Raw genomic sequence first — 19,825 nt, forward strand, 5'->3', positions numbered from 1 at the left:
TCACTGGATCGGCTCGTCAGGAGGCGGGAGCTGGATGGTGAGTTCCCGGTCGACGGCGTCCACGCCGTCGACCGCTTCCAGGGCGGGGATCCGGTCCTCCGCGACGGTTCCGGAGAGTGTGCCGAGGATCGGCTGCTCGCCCGTGACCGTGAGACCGGCCCGCCGCAGGGCCGCGACGACCTCCGCGAACCGGTCGGGGTCGACCGCGAGGACGACCCCGACCGGAGCGGAGTGGGACGACTCGGTCACGGGGCCTGGAGGAGGCCCGCGCCGATGTCCTTGCTCGGCTGCATCAGCGGGTAGGCCCCGGCCTGCAGGGCGTTCCACAGCTCCTTCGCGGAGGCGTTGGGGTTCGCCTGGGCGAGCAGTGCCAGGACACCCGCCACGTGCGGGGTGGCCATGCTGGTACCGCTCATCTCCTGCTGCCCGCCGCCGGGCTTGGCCGAGAACACCTGCCAGCCGGGTGCGGCGATGTTGACCTCCCCGCCCTGCCCGTTGATGGCGCCGTTGGAGAAGAACGGCGTCCTGATCGCCTTGTCCAGCGCGCCCACCGCGAGGATGGAGGGACAGTTGGCCGGCCGGCCGACGGGCCTGACCTCCGTGGGCCGGTGGCTGTCGTTGCCCGCGGCGGCGACGATCACCGTCCCGCGTTCCAGCGCACGCTGGGCCAGCTTCTCGTAGGTCTGCGGGAAGAGCTCACCCGGCTGGACCGGCGCGCCCAGCGACATGGAGATCACCTTCGCGCCGTGGGCCACGGCCCAGGCCATGCCCGCCAGGATCTGGCCGTCGGTGCCGGTGCCCTGGTTGTTGAGCACCTTCCCCGCGAGGATGCGGGCCTCGCAGGCCACGCCGTAGCGGGGTCCCTGCTGGGGGTGGGCAGGGCCTGCGGCGGTGCCGATGCAGTGCGTGCCGTGGCCGTGGCCGTCCTTGACGGGCTCGCCGGGGACGAACGAGGCCGTGGCCTCGATGCGGCCGGCGAAGTCCGGATGGTCGGTGTCCATGCCGGTGTCCAGCACGGCGATCTTCACGTCGCGCCCGGTCAGCTGGGACAGGTGGGCCCGGATCGCCTGCAGGCCCCAGGTGCAGCTCTGCTCGTCCCAGGCCGGGCCCTGGGCGGCGGCCATCTCGGCCCTGGAGTGGCGGCCGACCACGTCCTCGTCACTGCGGTAGGCCGGATAGAACTCGGTCGGCGCCTGCGTCGGGGCGGTGACCGGGAAGGCGTACACCTTGCGCTCCGGCTCCGCCGCGATGATCGACGACTCCCTCTCCGCCGTGGTCACCAGCGCATGACGCTGCTCGGGCCGTACCTCGACGACGGCCGCGCCGAGTTCCTCGAAGTGCACCGAGACGTCAGGGCGCTCGAGGAGCTCGGAGACGTTCTCGACGTCGGTTCCGCGGACACGTTCGACGGACGCGATGTCTGCGGAGGAACGCAGTGCGTTCAACCCGCTCTCCTGGTTGCTCGGGTCGAGCAACACCACGTACCGGCCGGTGTACTCCGCTCCCTGGCCTTCGAATCGGGGGTGGGGCCGATCGGGGTGCTCGCCGAAGGCGCGCCTGTCCATGGGTCCGTTCGCCATTGAATTTCCCGCTTTCTGTGCGCTGCTCCCCCCGTTCGTGGACACACGTCGGGACACGGAGAGCCAGCGCCGGACAAAGGGGCGCAGATCAGTCGTGTGGATCGACGTGTACTGCCGTGACCTGCAAGGATTCCCTTCGTCAGGCCGTCGGCATCGCCCCCTGGACAACCGTCGCACCGAGCACGCAGGCCCGCAACACGACAGCGCGCAGGACGCGCCCGGTCACACCTTCAACGCGTCGTACGCCACCCCGGTGAGCCGCTCGGACGCGGCCCAAAGCCGTTCCCCCGCGGCGTCATTGAGCGTCCACGGCGCCCGCCAGGACGGGGCGGGCGCCCCGCGCCACATCATCAACGACGGTCCGGTGAAGGAGTCCGGCCGCACGTTCGGCGCCGTGGCGGCGTACAGGACGGGCAGTGCCCCGGCCTCCGCCGACTGCGCGAAGACCCGGTTGCCGAGCTCCACCACCCGCCCGACCAGCCTGCGCCCCTCCATGCGGGGTCCGGCCCCCTGCAGATTGGTGGCCGCGTACCCGGGATGGGCCGCGGCCGCCACCACGTCCGCGCCATGCGCCGCGAGCCTGCGCGCAAGCTCGTGGACGAAGAGCAGATTGGCGGTCTTGGAGCGGGCGTATGCGATCCAACGCCGGTACCGGTGCTCGCTGTTGAGGTCGTCGATGTCGATGTTGGCCACCGCGTGCATCCCACTGGAGACGCTCACGACACGGGCGCCGGAAGTGGCGAGCAGGGTGGGCAGCAGCAGCCCGGTAAGCGCGAAGTGCCCGAGGTGGTTGACCCCGAACTGCGTCTCGAAGCCGTCCGCCGTCGTCCCGTACGGCAACGCCATCACCCCGGCGTTGTTGACGAGCAGATCGAGATAGTCGTAGCGATACGACGCCGCGAACTCCCGTACAGAGTCCAGGTCCCCGAGATCCAGCCGCGCGAACTCCGCGATCGCGCCTGGCACTTCGGCCACGATCCGGTCCGCCGCCGCGCTCCCCCGCGCCTCGCTCCGGCACGCGAGCACCACCCGCGCCCCCTTGCGCGCCAGTTCCCGCGCGACGACGTAGCCGAGCCCGCTGTTGGACCCGGTCACGACCGCGATGCGCCCGCTCTGGTCGGGGACGGCCTTCTCGTTCCAGCCGGACATGGGCGGGCTCCCTCCGCGTGCGGGTGCTTCCCAGCGTAGGAGAGGGGTCCGGGCATGTCGCCCGAGGGGTTCGTCGGCCACCCGGTACAACTTTTTCCGCTGGGCACTCATCCAACAGAACGTACACATCCACCCATTCGCCCGACGGAGGCGGATATGCCATGTTTGTTCACTCTCAGCGACGTACCCGACGCGGCATAGCCGCCCTCATGGCCGCCGGCCTCCTCGGTCTCGCGGGGGCGGGAGCGGCATGGAGCGCGACGGCAGCGACCGCGACGGCGGCGCAGGGACTGCGTACCTGCGCCGTGAGCGACCTCTACCTCTCCATGGGGCGCAAGGAGGGCGCGGCGGGCTCGGTGTACTGGCCGATCCGGTTCACCAACACCTCTACGACCGGCTGCACCCTGCGCGGTTATCCGGGCGTCAGCGCCCTGGACACGGGCCACCGGCAGATCGGCCCGGCCGCCACCCGCACCGGCCAGGCCTACTCCACCGTCACGCTCGCCCCCGCCCACACCGTCTCGGCGGTCATCCGCACCACGAACGGACCGATCGGCGGGCCCTGCCTGCGCACCAGCACCTACCTGCGGATCTATCCCCCAGCCTCGCACCAGGCAGTCCTCGTCCCCGCTTCCTGGACGATCTGCTCCGGCATCTTCCAGGTCGGCCCGGTCAACACCCAGGGCACCTTCTGAGGAGGCGAAGCAGCACGGCCTGGGCCGACTGCATGACGCCCAAGTGGATCCAGTGCTCGCCGGGTGGTGCGCACGGTGCGGGTGGCGGGCCCTCGCGCGGGCCCACACGATGTCGAAGTCGACCACGGTCGGCCCGGCGCCTCCTGGGTGGTGGGCGACGGCCCGCGCCCGACCCCATCCCACGGGGCAGGTCCACTCCCGTACCTGCAGGGGCTTGGGCCCGTCCCGGTGTCCGACCAGCCCGCGTCGTGCACGCTCTTGGCCAGCCGGGTGCGCGCGAGCCCAGAGACCGCCAGGTCCTCCACCGCGACCGCTTGGTTCTCGCGGATCAGCCGGGTGGAGAGCTGGTGGTGGAACTCCTTGCGCGCATCAGCCACAGCCGCGTGAGCACGGGCCACCTTCAGGCGGGCCTTCGCACGGTTCTTCGACCCCTTCCGCTTACGGGACAGCTCCCGCTGCGCCTTCTTCAGCTTCTTCTCCGCCCGGCGCAGAAACCGCGGGGAGCCGATCTTCGTGCCGTCGGAGAGAACGGCAAAGTGAGTGAGGCCCAGGTCGATGCCGATCGCGGTCTCAGGGTCCGGCTCCGCCCAGCGGGCCCGGTCCGTCTCGTCGTCGGTGTCGATGACAAAGCTGGCGAAGTACCGGCCCGCCGCATCCAAGATCACCGTCACACTCGACGGTGTCACCGGCAGGACCCGTGACCCCTTAACCTTCACATCGCCGATCTTCGGCAGCGACAGCCGCCCACTGCTCGTGATCTTCCAGCGGGCGTGGCCGTGAACCGGATCGCCTGCCGCGAGTCCTTGCGCGACCTGAACCGCGGCGCACCCACCCGCTTCCCCTTACGCTCCCCCTTCAACGAGGCGAAGAAGTTCTTGTACGCGGCCTCCACATCCAGCAAAGCCTGCTGCAGAACGACCGACGACACCTCGGCCGGCCAGGAGCGTTCGGGGGTCTTCTTTGCCCGGGTGATCAACCGCTGGGACAGGACGGCGGCACCGGGGTAGGGCTCCTGGGCCGCGCAGGCATCCTCGCGGGCGCGTACCGCGTCGTTGAACACGACACGGGCACACCCGAACGCCCTTGCCAACGCGACGCGTTGACCAGGCTCCGGGTACAACCGGAAGGCGTACCGAAGCTGCTCCGCGCCGCACTCACGAGATTCGCTTCACCACCGGGCTGAAGCCCGATGCACTGCGAATGAAACTCTGTAGCGCCTGGTCGGACGCCATGAAGGTCCCCGCATCGACTCTCACAGCAGGACCGGTGTCACAGGCCCGTGAGCCTGGCTCAGGTGGAGGCAGGAGTGCTGGACAGGGCGGTTCGCAGCGCGAAGACGCCGAGCAAGCCGCCTGCCGTGAACCGCTGGGCGATCATGGCGCGGGGCCGGGCGGCCAGAAACGCCGACACCCGCGCTGCGCCCAGCATGATCAGAGCGTTCACGCAGAGCCCCACGATGATCTGCACACCACCGAGCTGGAGCAGTTGCCCCCAGGCCGGACCGGCCTGCGGGTCCAGGAACTGGGGCAGCAGGGCGGCATACAAAAGAGCGATCTTGGGGTTGAGCAGGTTGGTCAGCAGCCCCATCGAGAACAGGCGGGCGTCGGAGACGGGAGGCAGGTCCTGTGCCGGGGCAAAGGGCGAGCGGCCGCCGGGCTTGAGCATGCCCCAGGCGAGGTAGGCCAGGTAGACGGCCCCGGCAAGCTTGACCACCATGAACGCCACCGGCACGGCAGCGAACAACGCGGACAGGCCCGCAGCTGCGGCCAGCAGGTAGCACACGAATCCCACAGCGGTCCCACTGAGGCTGACCAGGCCCGCCCTGCGGCCTTGGGTGATCACACGGGAGGCGAGGTGGATCATGTTCGGTCCGGGAGTCAGGGCCATGCCCAGTTCGACCAGGGCCACTCCTCCGACTGCGGTCAGAGTGATCACCGGTCAACCTCCTGGTCGTTCGTCGGGCACCTGAACACGGAATGGGTCGCCCGGTTGCAACGGACGGCTACGCCGCATCTGCAGAGCCTGTCTCGCCTGCTGCAGAATACGGCCCTGCCGCTCGGTACCTTCATCCACCCCCGGCCCCGTTCCCGGCCGCCGACGACATCAAGTGCTGAGAACGCGCAGGTCAGCGCCTCACCTGGTCAGATGTCATTTTCACTGGTCAGCGACTTGGCTGGACGGTCTCCGCAGAGAATGCAGGAGAGGGCGGCACCCTCCGCACAGGGTGCCGCCCTCTTTCGTGGTCCGGAGCCGCCGCCCATCGGTGTTGAGGGTCGGGGACGGGCGGCGGCTCCGGGGCTTCAGTGGCCGTAGGGCCTACCGGTGGTCGCTGCCCGCCGACTGCGTGGCCGCGCGCCCCGCCTCCAGGCGGGCCACCGGGATACGGAACGGCGAGCAGGAGACGTAGTCGAGACCCACCTCGTGGAAGAAGTGGACCGACTCGGGGTCACCGCCGTGCTCGCCGCAGACGCCGAGCTTCAGGTCGGGACGCGTCTCGCGGCCCGCCTTCGCGGCGGCGCTGACCAGCGAGCCCACGCCGTCCTTGTCGATCGTCTCGAAGGGCGACACCCCGAAGATGCCCTTCTCCAGGTAGGCCGTGAAGAACGAGGCCTCCACGTCGTCCCGGGAGAAGCCCCACACCGTCTGGGTGAGGTCGTTGGTGCCGAAGGAGAAGAACTCCGCCGCCTCCGCGATCTGACCGGCCGTGAGGGCCGCACGCGGGAGCTCGATCATCGTGCCGATGGCCAGCTTGAGCTGCGTGCCCGTGGCCGCCTCGACCTCTGCGATGACCTGGTCGGCCTCCTCGCGGACGATCTCCAGCTCCTGGACCGTGCCCACGAGCGGGATCATGATCTCGGCGCGCGGGTCGCCCTTGGCGTTCTTGCGCTCGGCCGCGGCCTCGGCGATCGCCCGTACCTGCATGGTGAACAGACCGGGGATGACCAGACCGAGGCGTACGCCGCGCAGACCCAGCATGGGGTTCTGCTCGTGCAGGCGGTGCACCGCCTGCAGCAGCCGCAGCTCGTTCTCGTGCGGGTCCTTGCGGGACTCGGCGAGGGCGACCCGGACCGACAGCTCGGTGATGTCCGGCAGGAACTCGTGCAGCGGCGGGTCGAGGAGGCGGACCGTCACCGGCAGGCCGTCCATCGCCGAGAACAGCTCGACGAAGTCCTGCTTCTGCAGCGGGAGAAGCTCCTTCAGGGACTCCTCGCGCTCGGCGTCCGTGTCCGCCAGGATCAGGCGTTCCACCAGCTCACGGCGGTCACCGAGGAACATGTGCTCCGTACGGCACAGACCGATGCCCTGCGCGCCGAAGCGACGGGCGCGCAGCGCGTCCTCGGCGTTGTCCGCGTTGGCGCGCACCCGCAGCCGGCGCTTGCGGTCGGCGAACGCCATGATCCGGTGCACGGCCTCGACGAGTTCGTCGGCGTCGTTGGCGCCGGCGTGCATCCGGCCCTCGAAGTACTCGACGACCGGGGAGGGGACCACCGGGACCTCGCCCAGGTACACCTTGCCGCTGGAGCCGTCGATGGAGATGAGGTCGCCCTCCTCCACCACATGCCCGCCGGGCACGGTCATCCGCCGCCGCTTGGTGTCGACCTCGAGCTCCTCGGCGCCGCAGACACAGGTCTTGCCCATGCCGCGCGCGACGACGGCCGCGTGGGAGGTCTTGCCGCCGCGCGAGGTCAGGATGCCCTCGGCCGCGATCATGCCGTCGAGGTCGTCGGGGTTGGTCTCCCGGCGGACCAGGATGACCTTCTCGCCGGAACGCGACCACTTCACCGCGGTGTACGAGTCGAAGACCGCCTTGCCGACCGCCGCACCCGGCGAGGCCGCGATGCCCCGGCCGACCTTCTCCACCTTCGCGTCCTCGTCGAAGCGCGGGAACATCAGCTGCGCGAGCTGGGCGCCGTTGACGCGCTGCAGGGCCTCGGTCTCGTCGATGAGCCCCTGGTCCACGAGCTGCGTGGCGATACGGAAGGCCGCACCCGCCGTGCGCTTGCCGACGCGGGTCTGCAGCATCCACAACTGGCCGCGCTCGATGGTGAACTCGATGTCGCAGAGATCCTTGTAGTGGTTCTCCAGGGTCTCCATGATCTGCATCAGCTGGTCGTACGACTTCTTGTCGATCTGCTCCAGCTCCGCAAGCGGGACCGTGTTGCGGATGCCCGCGACCACGTCCTCGCCCTGCGCGTTCTGCAGGTAGTCGCCGTAGACGCCCTGGTGGCCGGAGGCGGGGTCGCGGGTGAAGGCGACGCCCGTGCCGGAGTCCGGGCCGAGGTTGCCGAAGACCATGGAACAGACGTTGACGGCCGTGCCCAGGTCGTGCGGGATGCGCTCCTGGCGGCGGTAGAGCTTGGCGCGGTCGCCGTTCCAGGAGTCGAAGACCGCCTTGATGGCGAGGTCCATCTGCTCGCGCGGGTCCTGCGGGAAGTCCCGGCCGGCCTCGGTCTTGACGATCTTCTTGAACTTGGTGACCAGCTTCTTGAGGTCGGCCGCCTCGAGCTCGGTGTCGACGGTGACCTTCTTGGCCGCCTTCGCCGCCTCCAGCGCGTCCTCGAAGAGCTCGCCCTCGACGCCGAGGACCGTCTTGCCGAACATCTGGATGAGGCGCCGGTAGGAGTCCCACGCGAACCGCTCGTCGCCGGCCTGCTCGGCGAGGCCCTTCACGGACTTGTCGGAGAGCCCGATGTTCAGGACGGTGTCCATCATGCCGGGCATCGAGAACTTCGCGCCGGAACGGACCGAGACGAGCAGGGGGTTGTCGGCCTGGCCGAGCTTCTTGCCCATCTTCTCTTCCAGGGCCACGAGGTGCGCACTCACCTCGTCACGCAGTGCCGCCGGCTCCTCGCCGCTGTCGAGGTAGACCTTGCAGGCTTCGGTCGTGATGGTGAAGCCAGGAGGAACGGGGAGTCCCAGGTTGGTCATCTCGGCGAGGTTCGCGCCCTTGCCACCCAGGAGGTCCTTGAGGTCCTTGTTTCCCTCGGTGAAGTCGTAAACGAACTTCGCTACGTGGGGTTCTTTGTTTTCCGACACGGTCTCGACTCCCTCGAGGACGCGGTGGCTGCCCTGACGGCGAGGAACATACCCAGATCAAAGGCGTCTGGGTACGTCTACTCGCGTGTCATGCGCTCGTAACCAGTCGTCCGCCAGCGGATCGAAAGTCAAGGCTTGGCAAGCGGTGACGGGTAGATGTTTTCACTTCTTGAACGCAAGACCGCCCATGAGCACGGTATTCCGCTCAGATGAGCAGTCATACTGCACGTCTGATTTCGATCGATGAACGATCAAGGGGTGGCACCGAGTGCCACCCCTTGGAGAAGTGCAGTCGCTCAAGATCCGCTCATCTGAGCGCAACCCTTATCAAGGGTGGCAAGAATCACGCTGCCACAGAGGCCCGGATTTCACCATGCGGACGCGTTCCGGGACAGAAACGCGGACGTCACACGCCCATCGCCAGCAGCCGTTCCTCCACCCGCTCCGGCGCATACAGGTACTCCACGACCAGCGCACCGGCTCCCACCAGCCCCGCCCGCTCCCCGAGCCGCGAGGTGACGACGTCCAGGTGGGCCGTGGAGCGGGACAGCGCCCGCTGGTACAGCAGCTCCCGTACGCCGGTGAGGAATGCAGTTCCGGCCAGATCTCCCGCGATCATCAGAACCCCGGGGTTGAGCAGCGTGACGACGGTCGCCAGCACGTCCCCGACCTGCCGCCCCGCCTCCCGGGCGAACCCGACCGCCTCCGGGTGCCCGGCCGCCAGCAGGTCCCGCACATCTGAGCCCGAGGCCGCCGACACCCCGGTCTCCGCGAGCCGCCGCGCCACGGCGCCACCACTCGCGACGGCCGCCAGACAGCCGTACGACCCGCACCGGCACAGCGCCTCCGCGCCCACCCGGATGTGCCCGATGTCGCCGGCGCCCCCGTCGATGCCGCGATAGATCGAGCCGTCGACCACGACCCCGGCGCCGATGCCGGTCGACACCTTGACCAGCACGAACGCCGAGCAGCCGGGGTATCCCGTGCGCTGTTCGCCGTACGCCATGAGGTTCGCGTCGTTGTCCACCAGCACCGGCACAGGACCGGCGCCCGTGTGTTCGGTGAGGGATCTGGCGAGGCGGCCTCGTATGTCGTAGCCGTCCCAGCCCGGCATCATCGGCGGCTGCACGACCCGCCCGGCCTCGGTGTCGACGGGCCCCGGCACCGCGAGTCCGATACCGCAGACCGATCCCGCCCGCTGCCCGGCCTTCTCCAGCAACTCGGCGAACCAGTGGCCGAGTTCACCCAGTACGGCGTCCGGGCCGTCCTCGACGACGAGCGTGCCGGAGTGTTCGGCGAGGATCTCGCCGGTCAGGGTGAGGACGGCGGCGCGGGCATGGCGGGTGTCGAGGTCGGCCGCGAGGACCACGGCGTGGTCGTCGTCGAACTCCAGGGTGATGGAGGGGCGGCCGCCGAGGGGCGAGTCGACCGGGCCGCCGGCGCCCTCGCGCAGCCAGCCCGCACGGAAGAGCCGGTCGAGGCGCTGGCCGACGGTGGCACGGGACAGCCCGGTGGCCTGCTGGAGCGCGCCGCGTGTGGTCGCACGCCCGCTTCGTACCAGTTCGAGCAGATCTCCGGCGCTGGCCTGGCTCCGTCCGGTCATGCACACCCCCTTGTGTTTCTCAAGCTTGCATTACATCCTGGGTTTTGCGTGTTAAATAGACGTAACTCTACGGTAGCCACAGCCGAACTGGTCGGCAGGACGTCTTCGGGGAGACCTGAGTGGATCGCACAACCCAGCTCACCGCCCGCGACACGGGTCACGTCGGTCCCGTACGCACCACTTCCTCACCCCCCTTTTCCGGCCATGGTGAGGTGACGGGCCTGCAGGGCGTTGCATACGATCCCGCAGCCCCGACACATTCGCTGCACGTCAGGGCGGCGCGGGTGCTGGAAGGCAACTGGACGGGCATCTCCACGGTGCCGTCGCACGGCCTGTATCCCCACCAGTGGTCCTGGGACTCGGCCTTCATCGCGATCGGCCTCAGACACCTGTCGCCGTTACGGGCGCAGACGGAGCTGGAGACGCTGCTGGCGGCCCAGTGGGAGGACGGGCGCATCCCGCACATCGTCTTCAACCCCTCCGTGCCGCTCGACGCGTACTTCCCGAGCCCGGACTTCTGGCGCTCCTCGACCGCGGGGCGCGCTGCGGGCGCCCCGCGCACCGTACAGACCTCCGGCATCGTGCAGCCACCGGTGCACGCGCTCGCCGTCTGGCTGGTGCACTGCGCCGACCCCGGGCTGTCCCGTGCGCGCGGCTTCCTCACCAGGATGTATCCCCGGCTGGCCGCCTGGCACCGCTATCTGCTGCACCGGCGGGACCTGGGCGGCGGCGGCCTGGCGTCCGTCGTGCACCCCTGGGAACAGGGCATGGACAACAGCCCCTGCTGGGACGCGCCTCTGAGCAGGGTCACGCCCGCCCCGGCCCGCTCCTTCCGTCGGGCGGACCTCGACCACGGGGCCGCCGAGGACCGGCCGACGGATCTGGACTACGGGCGGTACGTGCGGCTGGCGACGGACTACCGGGATCGCGGTTACGCCGACGGGGGCGCCGAGTTCGCGGTGGAGGACCCGTCCTTCAACGCCCTGCTCATCGCCTCCGAGCACGCCCTTGCCCGGATCGCGCACGAGCTGGGCGCGACGGGCACGGCCCGCCACGCGCGCGCGGAGCGGCTGACCAGCGCGATGCTCGACCGGCTCTGGGACCCGGCGGAGGGGATGTTCTTCTGCCGGGACGTGCGCGGCGGGCAGCTGATCCGGGAGCGGAGCGTCTCGGGCCTCGTCCCGCTCCTCCTGCCCACGCTCCCGCGCGAGGCGGCCGCCGTCCTCGTCCGCACGGCCTGCGGCCCGCACTTCGGCCTCGGCAGCGCGACCCGCCTGGCCCCCTCCTACGACCTTCTCGGCGAGGCCTTCGACCCGCACCGCTACTGGCGGGGTCCGGCCTGGTTCAACACGAGCTGGCTGCTGGAGCGCGGGCTGCGCACGCACGGCGAGCAGACGCGGGCCGACGCGCTCCGGGAGGCCGTCCTGGACATCGCCGGCACCTCCGGGTTCGCCGAGTACGTGGACCCGTTCACCGGCGAGGCGTGCGGCGCGAGGGGGTTCAGCTGGACCGCCGCGCTCGCGCTGGATCTGCTCCATGAGCGCCCCGGACACGGCGTGTCCCGCACGGGCATCGGCACGTTCGACAGAAGTGACGTCGGCAGAAGCGACCTCGGCAGCAGTGGCTGCGACGGAAGCGACTTCGCCAGGAGCGACAAGGAAGTCAGGGGAGGCGACCGGGCATGACGGACCGGCATCATCTGCTCGTGCACGGCGGGACGTTCGCGGCCGTCGGCGACGGCGGGGACATCAGCGGCGTGCGGGGGTCGGGCTCCCCGGACGGGTTATTCGTGCGCGACGCCCGGCATCTGAGCCGTTGGCAGCTGACGGTCGACGGCGCGGTGCCGGAGGCTCTCACGCCGGTCGCGGACGGGGACACGGCCCGCTGTGTCCTCGTACCACGCGGGGGACGCCAGGAGCCGCCCGCGTACACGATCTTCCGCGAACAGGCCGTCGGCGACAGCGCGTTCGTCGAGTCCCTGCGGGTGACCAGCAACCGCCCGGTGCCGACGACGATCCGTCTCGCGGTCACCGCGGACGCCGACTTCACCGACCAGTTCGAGCTGCGCTCCGACCACCGCACCTACACCAAGATCGGCGCCACCCGCTCCCGCCAGGTCCTCGACGACGGCGTGGAGTTCAACTACCAGCGCGGCGAATGGCGTTCCTGTACGACGGTGACGGCCGAGCCCGCCCCGGACGGCGTCGAGGAGACCGGCACGGGCGCCCGGCGCCTGGTCTGGACGCTGGAACTGGAGCCGCACGGCACCGCGGAACTGGCGCTGCGGGTGGCCGCCCGTCCGCACGGAGCGGCGCAGAGCCCCCGGATCCCCGACTCGCCCGCCGCCGCCAACGCGCAACTCCTCGCCCTGGAGGGCGAGTTCGCCGAGGGCGTGCCCTTCCCGACCGGCTGGCCCGAGCTGGCGGCGGCCTGCGCACGCGGTCTCGCGGACCTGGCCTCGCTCCAGGTCACCGCGACCGGCCCGGACGGCGAGGAGCTGCGCGTACCGGCGGCCGGCGCCCCCTGGTTCCTCACCCTGCTGGGCCGCGACGCCCTGCTCACCTCCCTCTTCGCCCTCCCCTACCGCCCGCAGCTCGCCGCCGCCACACTGCCCGCCCTCGCCGCCACCCAGGCGACCGAGACCGGCGCGAACTCGGTGTCCCAGCCCGGCAAGATCGTGCACGAGGTACGGCACGGGGAGCTGGCGCACTTCGGACAGGTGCCGTACGGCCGTTACTACGGCTCCGTGGATGCCACGCCGCTGTTCCTCGTGCTGCTCGGTGCATACGTCGAACAGACCGGGGACCTGACACTCGCGCGCCGCCTTGAGCCCCACGCCCGCGCCGCGATCGGCTGGATGCTGGATCACGGCGGGCTCACCTCCCGCGGCTACCTCGTCTACCGCGCCGACCAGGGCGGCCTCGCCAACCAGAACTGGAAGGACTCCCCCGGCGCGATCTGCTCCGCGGACGGGACCCGGGCGAGCGGGGCCGTGATGGCGGCCGGCGCCCAGGGGTACGCCTACGACGCGCTGCGCCGCACGGCGTGGGTCGCGCGCACGGTCTGGGAGGACGAGGTGTACGCGGCGCTCCTTGAGCAGGCGGCCGGTGACCTGCGGGACCGTTTCCAGCGGGACTTCTGGATGCCGGAGCGCTCCTTCCCGGCGCTGGCTCTGGACGGCGAGGGCAACCAGGTGGACGCGTTGGCGTCGGACGCCGGGCATCTGCTGTGGTCGGGGCTGCTGGACAAGGAGTACGGCGAGCTGGTGGGCCGGCGACTGCTGGAGCCGGACTTCTTCTCGGGGTGGGGTGTGCGGACGCTCGCCGCCGGGCAGGCGGCGTATCACCCTCTCTCGTACCACCGGGGGTCGGTGTGGCCGCACGACAACGCGCTGATCGCGTTGGGGCTGGCGCGGTACGGGCTGCATGACGAAGCCCGGGGGGTGGCGCATGGGCTGGTGGATGCGGCGACGGCGGCCGGGCATCGGCTGCCGGAGGTGATTGCGGGGTACGGGCGGGATACGCATGCGGAGCCTGTGCCGTATCCGCACGCGTGTGTGCGGGAGTCTCGGTCTGCGGCGGCTCCATTGGCGCTGCTCACTGCCGTGGGGGGCGCGTAAGAGCTCGGTCTGGTAGGTCCTTTGGCGGGTGCGGGTCTGTGGGGGCTGGTCGCGCCCACGCGGCGGAGCCGCATATGTCACAGCCCCGCGCCCCTTCAGGGCGCGGGGAACTGCGCGACAAGCCACGACGGCCCCGCAGCCGAACGACAGCCCATCGCGGAGTGCTTGGTCGCAGCATTGAACAGGCGTTTGCCCGGTGTTTGCCTCGTGCCCTGAACAGGGGTGTGAGGCAAGCCGTACGAGATGGCGGCGGGCCAAGCGGGTCCTGAAACTGATCCGCGTTGCCTCCCCAGCGTGGCCCGCCGCCTTGTCACGGGCCACGCGCGGAAGGACCTTCGGGTGCAGCCGGACACCGTCGAGAACGTCAGAGAAGGCACGTCACCCGAGGTCGAGCCGGAAGCGTCGGAGCAGCAGGCGCCGGTGCGCGGCACGCTGCGCGCGCGTCTGGCCGCCCGGCGGGAGCGGCACCCCACGGCCGTGCGCACCATCCGGTGGACGATCACCGTGCTCGCCGCCGTGCTCGTCCTCGGTGCGCTCCTGCTGCCGAACCGGATGACCGCGCTGCACACCGACCGGTTCCTGCGCATACCGGTGGAGGCGATCATCGGGGCCGCCGTCGCGCTCGTGCTGCCGCGCCGGCCGCGGCTGGTGGTGGCGGTGCTGTCCGGGGCGGCACTGGGCGCGATGACGATCGTGAACCTCCTGGACATGGGGTTCATCGAATATCTCGGCCGCCCTTTCAATGTCGTCCTCGACTGGGAGCTGCTCCCCGACGCGCAGTCCTACGTCCAGGACTCGATGGGCAGGGCAGTGGCGATCGGCGCGACGGTCGGTGCCGTCGTCCTGGTCCTCCTCGCGCTGGGCCTGATGGCGCTGGCGATGGTCCGGCTCAGCAATCTGCTGGCCCGCAACAAGCAGGTGGCGACGAGGGCGACGCTGGTCGCCACGACGGTCTGGGTGCTGTGTTCAGCGCTCGGCCTGCAGATCATGGGCGTGCCGATCGCCTCCGACCGCACCGCCGGGGCGGTGGCGATCCAGGCGGTCCGGGTGCGGGACACGCTGCGGGACGAGGCGGAGTTCCAGAAGGTCGCCAAGGTCGACGAGTTCGGCAACACACCGCCCGGTCAGCTGGTGCCGGACCTGCGCGGCAAGGACATGATCTTCACGTTCATCGAGAGCTACGGCCGCAGCGCGATCGAGGACCCGGTCGAGGCGCCCGGCGTCGACAAGACGCTCGACGCACGCACCCGGGCGCTCGCGAAGGCGGGCTTCCACGCCAAGAGCGGCTGGCTGACGTCGGCGACGTACGGCGGCAGCAGCTGGCTCGGTCATTCCACCACCATGTCGGGCCTGTGGATCAGCAACCAGCAGCGCTACCGCACGCTCATGGCGAGCGACCACATGAGTCTCACCGAGGCGTTCAAGAAGACGGGCGACTGGGACACGGTCGGCATCATGCCGGGAGTGCAGAAGAGCTGGCCGGAGTCGAAGTTCTACGGCCTGGACAAGTACCGCAACGCCTTCCAGATGGGCTACAAGGGCCCGAAGTTCAGCTGGTCGACGATGCCGGACCAGTACGCACTCCAGCAGTTCCAGAACCTGGAGCACAGCAAGAAGCGCAGCAAGCCCCTCATGTCGCTGGTCATCCTGACCTCCAGCCACCAGCCCTGGGCGCCGATCCCCAAGATGGTCCCCTGGAACGACCTCGGCGACGGCTCGGTCTTCAAGGCCATCCAGAAGGCCGGCAACAAGCCGTCGGACATCATCGCCAGCTCGCCCAAGTCCCAGGCGGAGTACGGGAAGTCGGTCCAGTACTCGGTGACCGCCCTCACGCAGTGGCTGGAGCGCTACGGCAACGACAACACCGTTCTCGTCTTCCTCGGCGACCACCAGCCCATCGCCCGCGTCAGCGGCAACCACGCCAGCCGTGACGTGCCGATCTCGATCGTCGCCAAGGACCCCAAGGTCCTCGACAGGATCGACAGCTGGGGCTGGTCGGACGGCCTGCGCCCGGCGCACAACGCCCCGGTCTGGAAGATGAGCGCGTTCCGCGACAAGTTCCTGACGGCATACGGCTCGACTCCGCACCCGAAGAAGGACTGACGAGCCCGCAGCCGCGTACGGCGGGAAGGGGACGGGGCGGGGGTGTCCGCCCGCAGCGGCCGGCGTCCGCGTACGGCACAGCTGCACCAGGCGGCACCGCCGGACCGAGGACGGACACCCCGCCACGGCCCCGACCCACCCCGCACCCCAAGGCGCTACGCCCGCCCCCACCGAAGGCGCACAGGCGCCGCAGGCATCACACCTCAGCCCCCGGAGGTGTCCAGCTCCGCGTCCTCGCCGATCCCCGCGCAGTCGTACGGGTCCTTCAGCCAGCCGTCCGGCAGGACCACCCGGTTGTTGCCGGACGTACGGCCGCGGGGCCCGTCGGCGCCGGTGGGCCAGGGCTGGTCGAGGTCCAACTCATCGAGTCCGGAGCGGAGTTCGGCCAGGGAGGACGTGATCGCGAGGCGCTTGCGCATCTCGCTTCCGACCGCGAAGCCCTTCAGATACCAGGCCACGTGCTTACGGAAGTCGACGACGCCCTTGGACTCGTCGCCGATCCACTCGCCCAGGAGGGTGGCGTGGCGGACCATGATGTCGGCGACCTCACGCAGGACCGGGCGAGCGATGTCATCCGTACGGCCCTCGAAGGCCGCCACCAGGTCCGCGAACAGCCACGGCCGGCCCAGGCAGCCACGGCCGACGACCACCCCGTCGCACCCTGTCTCCCGCACCATCCGCAGCGCGTCCTGGGCCGACCAGATGTCGCCGTTGCCGAGGACGGGGATCTCCGGCACGTGCTCCTTGAGGCGGGCGATCGCGTCCCAGTCCGCGGTGCCGCCGTAGTGCTGGGCGGCGGTGCGGCCGTGCAGGGCGATGGCCGTCACGCCCTCCTCGACAGCGATCCGGCCGGCGTCGAGGTAGGTGATGTGGTCGTCGTCGATGCCCTTGCGCATCTTCATGGTGACCGGGAGGTCGCCCGCGCCGGCGACCGCCTCGCGCAGGATGGAGCGCAGCAGGTTGCGCTTGTAGGGGAGGGCCGAGCCGCCGCCCTTGCGCGTCACCTTCGGGACCGGGCAGCCGAAGTTCAGGTCGATGTGGTCGGCGAGGTCCTCCTCCGCGATCATGCGGACGGCCTTGCCGACGGTGGCCGGGTCGACGCCGTACAGCTGGATCGAGCGCGGCTTCTCCGTCGCGTCGAACTGGATCAGCTGCATGGTCTTCTCGTTGCGCTCGACCAGCGCCCGGGTCGTGATCATCTCGCTCACGAACAGCCCCTTGCCACCGCTGAACTCTCTGCACAGGGTGCGGAAGGGCGCGTTGGTGATCCCGGCCATCGGGGCCAGGACGACGGGCGGCTCGACGGTGTGCGGGCCGATCTGCAGCGGGGACACGGGCGTGGACATTGGCCCATTGTCGCGCATCGAGAGTGATCATGTAGCAGCCATTAGTTAGCTGCACTATTAGTTAGACGCACTATCGATGTCGGCGTACAGTGAAGCCCATGCCCGAGCTCAGCCACCGCCGACGCTTCCTGGTCCTCGCGATCTGCTGCATGAGCCTGCTGATCGTGAGCCTCGACGTCACCGCTCTGAACGTCGCCCTGCCGTCGATGCAGCGGGAGCTGCACGCGAGCACGGCCGGCCTGCAGTGGACCATCGACGCGTACACGCTGGTCCTCGCCTCGCTGTTGATGCTCGCCGGCTCCACGGCCGACCGCATCGGCCGCAAGCGGGTCTTCATGGCGGGCCTGATCATCTTCACGGCGGGCTCGCTGCTGTGCTCCCTCGCCCCGAACCTCGACTCGCTCATCGCCTTCCGCATGATCCAGGCGGTCGGCGGTTCGATGCTCAACCCGGTCGCCATGTCGATCATCACCAACACCTTCACGGACCCGGCCGAGCGCGCCCGTGCGATCGGTGTCTGGGGAGGCGTCGTCGGCATCTCCATGGCCGCGGGTCCGCTGGCCGGCGGACTGCTGGTGGAGTCGGTCGGCTGGCGCTCGATCTTCTGGGTCAACCTGCCGGTCGGACTCGCGGCCCTGCTGCTCACACTGCGCTACGTCCCCGAGTCCCGCGCCCCCAAGGCCCGCCGACCCGACCCGGTCGGCCAGCTCCTGGTGATCGCCCTGTTCGGCTCCCTGACGTACGCGATCATCGAGGCCCCGACCTCGGGTGCGGCCTTCGTGCTGCCCTTCGTCGCGGTCGCGCTGGCCGCGCTGGCGGGGCTGCTGTGGTACGAGCCCCGTCGCGCCGAACCGCTGATCGACCTGCGGTTCTTCCGGTCGGTGCCGTTCAGCGGGGCGACGGTGATCGCGATCAGCGCGTTCGCCGCGCTCGGCGGCTTCCTGTTCCTGTCGACGCTGTATCTGCAGAACGTGCGCGGGTACGACGCCCTGCACGCGGGGCTGTGGATGCTGCCGATGGCGGTGCCGACGTTCCTGTGCGCGCCACTGTCCGGGCGGCTGGTGGGGAGCAGGGGCCCGAGGCTGTCGCTTCTTGTCGCCGGTGCGGCGATCACGGCGAGCGCGGTGCTGTTCGCGGGGTTCGAGGCCGAGACGTCGAACGTCACCCTGTTCGTCGCGTACATGCTGTTCGGCATCGGGTTCGGGTTCGTGAACGCGCCGATCACCAATACGGCGGTTTCCGGGATGCCGCGCAGTCAGGCCGGCGTGGCCGCCGCTGTCGCCTCCACCAGCCGGCAGCTCGGGCAGACGCTGGGCGTCGCCGTCGTGGGGGCGGTGCTGGCCTCGGGGGTCGGATCGTCGTCGTACAAAGACGTGTTCGTTTCGGCCTCCGTGCCGGGGTGGTGGATTCTCACGGGGTGTGGGGTTGCGGTGCTTGGTCTTGGGGCGCTGAGCAGTGGGCGGTGGGCCAGGGGGACTGCTGAGCGGACTGCTGCGCAGCTTGACTCTGCCGAGGTGCGCCAAGCTGCGGGGGTCAGTGCGTAGTTTTTTGGCTGCGGGCTGGTGGGGGCTGGTCGCGCCCACGCGGCGGAGCCGCAAATCGACACAGCCCCGCGCCCCTAAAAGCCGCTGCCCTCGCCGGCGCTCACTCGCGCAGCCAAGAGCCGCTCACCTGGCCAGCACCCACCCGCACAGCCAAAAGCCGCTCACCTACCCGGCACCCACCCGCACAGCCGAAAGCCGCTCACCTACCCAGCGCTATCTCGTGCAGCCTCTCCAGCCGCACCCTCGAGTCCTCGTCCGCCGGGACGTACGTCACCATCCGCGATCCCAACTCCGGGCCCAGCCACAGTTCGGACTGGTCCACGACCACACGGCCCACCAGGCGGTTGAGGAACTCCTTGCGTTTGCTGTGGGCGGCGACGACCTCGTGGCGTTCCCAGGCCTCGCAGAATTCCGGGTACTCGCGCAGGCGCTTGAGGAGCATCTTCCAGGCGGGTTCGGTGAGATGGCCGGCCATGGCGGCGCGGAGACGGGCGGCCATCAGACGGCGGGTGTCCTCCAGGTGCACGATCGAGTTGCGCCAGTCCTCGTTCGTGTAGGACAGCAGGATGCAGTTGCGGTCCTCGGGCGGTACCGCCTCCAGGTCGCACAGCAGCAGGCCGAGGGTGCGGTTGTGGGCGAGGATGTCGTACCGGCTGTTCTGGATGCTGGCGGGGTAGGGCTCCAGTTGTTCCAGCATGGCCCGCAGGGCGGGTGTCACCGACGGACAGATCAGGGCCGGTGTCGGATCCACCGTGCCGGACAGCTGGAACAGGTGGGCGCGCTCGGTGGCGTCGAGCATCAGGGTGCGGGCGAGGGCGTCGAGGACCTGGACGGAGACCTGGATGTCACGGCCCTGTTCGAGCCAGGTGTACCAGGTGACGCCGACCGCGGAGAGCTGGGCGACCTCCTCACGGCGCAGACCGGGCGTGCGGCGCCGGCGGCCGCGTGGGAGCCCCACCTCCTCCGGGGCGATGCGCTCGCGGCGACTGCGCAGGAAGGCCGCCAGCTCATGGCGCCGTACCTCGGCACCCGTGCCGTGCGACCGCGCGGGCGCCGTCTCCTGCTTCGTCACTTGAGCCATCGTCGCCATGCCTTAAGCCTGCCGCCCTGCGGACACTGTTTCCAGGTGGTTCTTCTACCAGGATAAGG

13 protein-coding genes and 1 pseudogene are annotated in these 19,825 nt (G+C 70.1%); 5 read left to right on the forward strand and 9 right to left on the reverse strand.

Annotated elements, in window-relative coordinates; translation table 11 throughout:
* The 3 genes from EDD92_RS16160 to EDD92_RS16170 form a co-directional block, all read right to left on the reverse strand.
* A complete protein-coding gene (locus EDD92_RS16160; protein WP_123964970.1) occupies positions 1 to 249 on the reverse strand; it encodes a hypothetical protein in 249 nt (82 codons plus the stop codon).
* Positions 246 to 1,580: a S8 family serine peptidase gene (locus EDD92_RS16165; protein WP_123964971.1), complete on the reverse strand. Its 1,335-nt coding sequence runs from the start codon at positions 1,578 to 1,580 to the stop codon at positions 246 to 248. The genes EDD92_RS16160 and EDD92_RS16165 overlap by 4 nt, the downstream gene beginning before the upstream one ends.
* Before the next feature lie 222 nt (positions 1,581 to 1,802).
* On the reverse strand, positions 1,803 to 2,729 hold the full coding sequence (locus EDD92_RS16170; protein WP_123964972.1) for an oxidoreductase: 927 nt from the start codon (positions 2,727 to 2,729) through the stop codon (positions 1,803 to 1,805).
* A 209-nt stretch (positions 2,730 to 2,938) separates the two neighbouring features.
* Here EDD92_RS16170 and EDD92_RS16175 point away from each other — a divergent pair, with 209 nt between their 5' ends.
* A complete protein-coding gene (locus EDD92_RS16175) occupies positions 2,939 to 3,424 on the forward strand; it encodes a DUF4232 domain-containing protein (protein ID WP_185124032.1) in 486 nt (161 codons plus the stop codon).
* A 186-nt stretch (positions 3,425 to 3,610) separates the two neighbouring features.
* Here the strand turns inward: EDD92_RS16175 and EDD92_RS16180 are convergent.
* From EDD92_RS16180 to EDD92_RS16195, 4 genes and pseudogenes are all read right to left on the reverse strand, one after another.
* Positions 3,611 to 4,544: pseudogene (locus tag EDD92_RS16180) on the reverse strand (RNA-guided endonuclease InsQ/TnpB family protein); the annotation flags it as partial.
* Between the two features lie 170 nt (positions 4,545 to 4,714).
* Complete coding sequence (locus tag EDD92_RS16185) at positions 4,715 to 5,359, reverse strand: LysE family translocator (RefSeq protein WP_123964974.1); 645 nt, start codon at positions 5,357 to 5,359, stop codon at positions 4,715 to 4,717.
* Between the two features lie 381 nt (positions 5,360 to 5,740).
* Complete coding sequence (gene ppdK / locus EDD92_RS16190) at positions 5,741 to 8,461, reverse strand: pyruvate, phosphate dikinase (protein ID WP_123964975.1); 2,721 nt, start codon at positions 8,459 to 8,461, stop codon at positions 5,741 to 5,743.
* 406 nt (positions 8,462 to 8,867) lie between these two features.
* A complete protein-coding gene (locus EDD92_RS16195; RefSeq protein ID WP_123964976.1) occupies positions 8,868 to 10,064 on the reverse strand; it encodes an ROK family protein in 1,197 nt (398 codons plus the stop codon).
* A gap of 119 nt (positions 10,065 to 10,183) precedes the next feature.
* Between EDD92_RS16195 and EDD92_RS16200 the strand changes: the two genes are divergently transcribed.
* The 3 genes from EDD92_RS16200 (at position 10,184) to EDD92_RS16210 (ending at position 15,786) form a co-directional block, all read left to right on the forward strand.
* Complete coding sequence (locus EDD92_RS16200) at positions 10,184 to 11,749, forward strand: amylo-alpha-1,6-glucosidase (RefSeq protein ID WP_123964977.1); 1,566 nt, start codon at positions 10,184 to 10,186, stop codon at positions 11,747 to 11,749.
* A complete protein-coding gene (locus EDD92_RS16205; protein ID WP_123964978.1) occupies positions 11,746 to 13,683 on the forward strand; it encodes a glycogen debranching N-terminal domain-containing protein in 1,938 nt (645 codons plus the stop codon). The genes EDD92_RS16200 and EDD92_RS16205 overlap by 4 nt, the downstream gene beginning before the upstream one ends.
* Positions 13,684 to 14,022: 339 nt before the next feature.
* Positions 14,023 to 15,786 carry a CDP-alcohol phosphatidyltransferase gene (locus EDD92_RS16210; RefSeq protein WP_185124033.1) on the forward strand — a complete coding sequence of 588 codons (1,764 nt, stop codon included), beginning with the start codon at positions 14,023 to 14,025 and terminating at the stop codon, positions 15,784 to 15,786.
* A 203-nt stretch (positions 15,787 to 15,989) separates the two neighbouring features.
* On the opposite strand, the gene dusB is transcribed toward EDD92_RS16210, so the two are convergent.
* The gene (gene dusB / locus EDD92_RS16215; RefSeq protein WP_123964979.1) at positions 15,990 to 17,132 is read right to left on the reverse strand and encodes a tRNA dihydrouridine synthase DusB; all 1,143 of its coding nucleotides are present in this window, start codon (positions 17,130 to 17,132) and stop codon (positions 15,990 to 15,992) included.
* A gap of 98 nt (positions 17,133 to 17,230) precedes the next feature.
* Between dusB and EDD92_RS16220 the strand changes: the two genes are divergently transcribed.
* A complete protein-coding gene (locus tag EDD92_RS16220) occupies positions 17,231 to 18,676 on the forward strand; it encodes an MFS transporter (RefSeq protein WP_123964980.1) in 1,446 nt (481 codons plus the stop codon).
* A gap of 199 nt (positions 18,677 to 18,875) precedes the next feature.
* Here EDD92_RS16220 and EDD92_RS16225 read toward each other — a convergent pair whose 3' ends face one another.
* Complete coding sequence (locus tag EDD92_RS16225) at positions 18,876 to 19,757, reverse strand: helix-turn-helix transcriptional regulator (protein WP_260327308.1); 882 nt, start codon at positions 19,755 to 19,757, stop codon at positions 18,876 to 18,878.
* Between the last annotated feature and the right edge of the window lie 68 nt (positions 19,758 to 19,825).

Source organism: Streptomyces sp. TLI_185 (genome assembly GCF_003814765.1).
Lineage (GTDB): Bacteria > Actinomycetota > Actinomycetes > Streptomycetales > Streptomycetaceae > Streptomyces.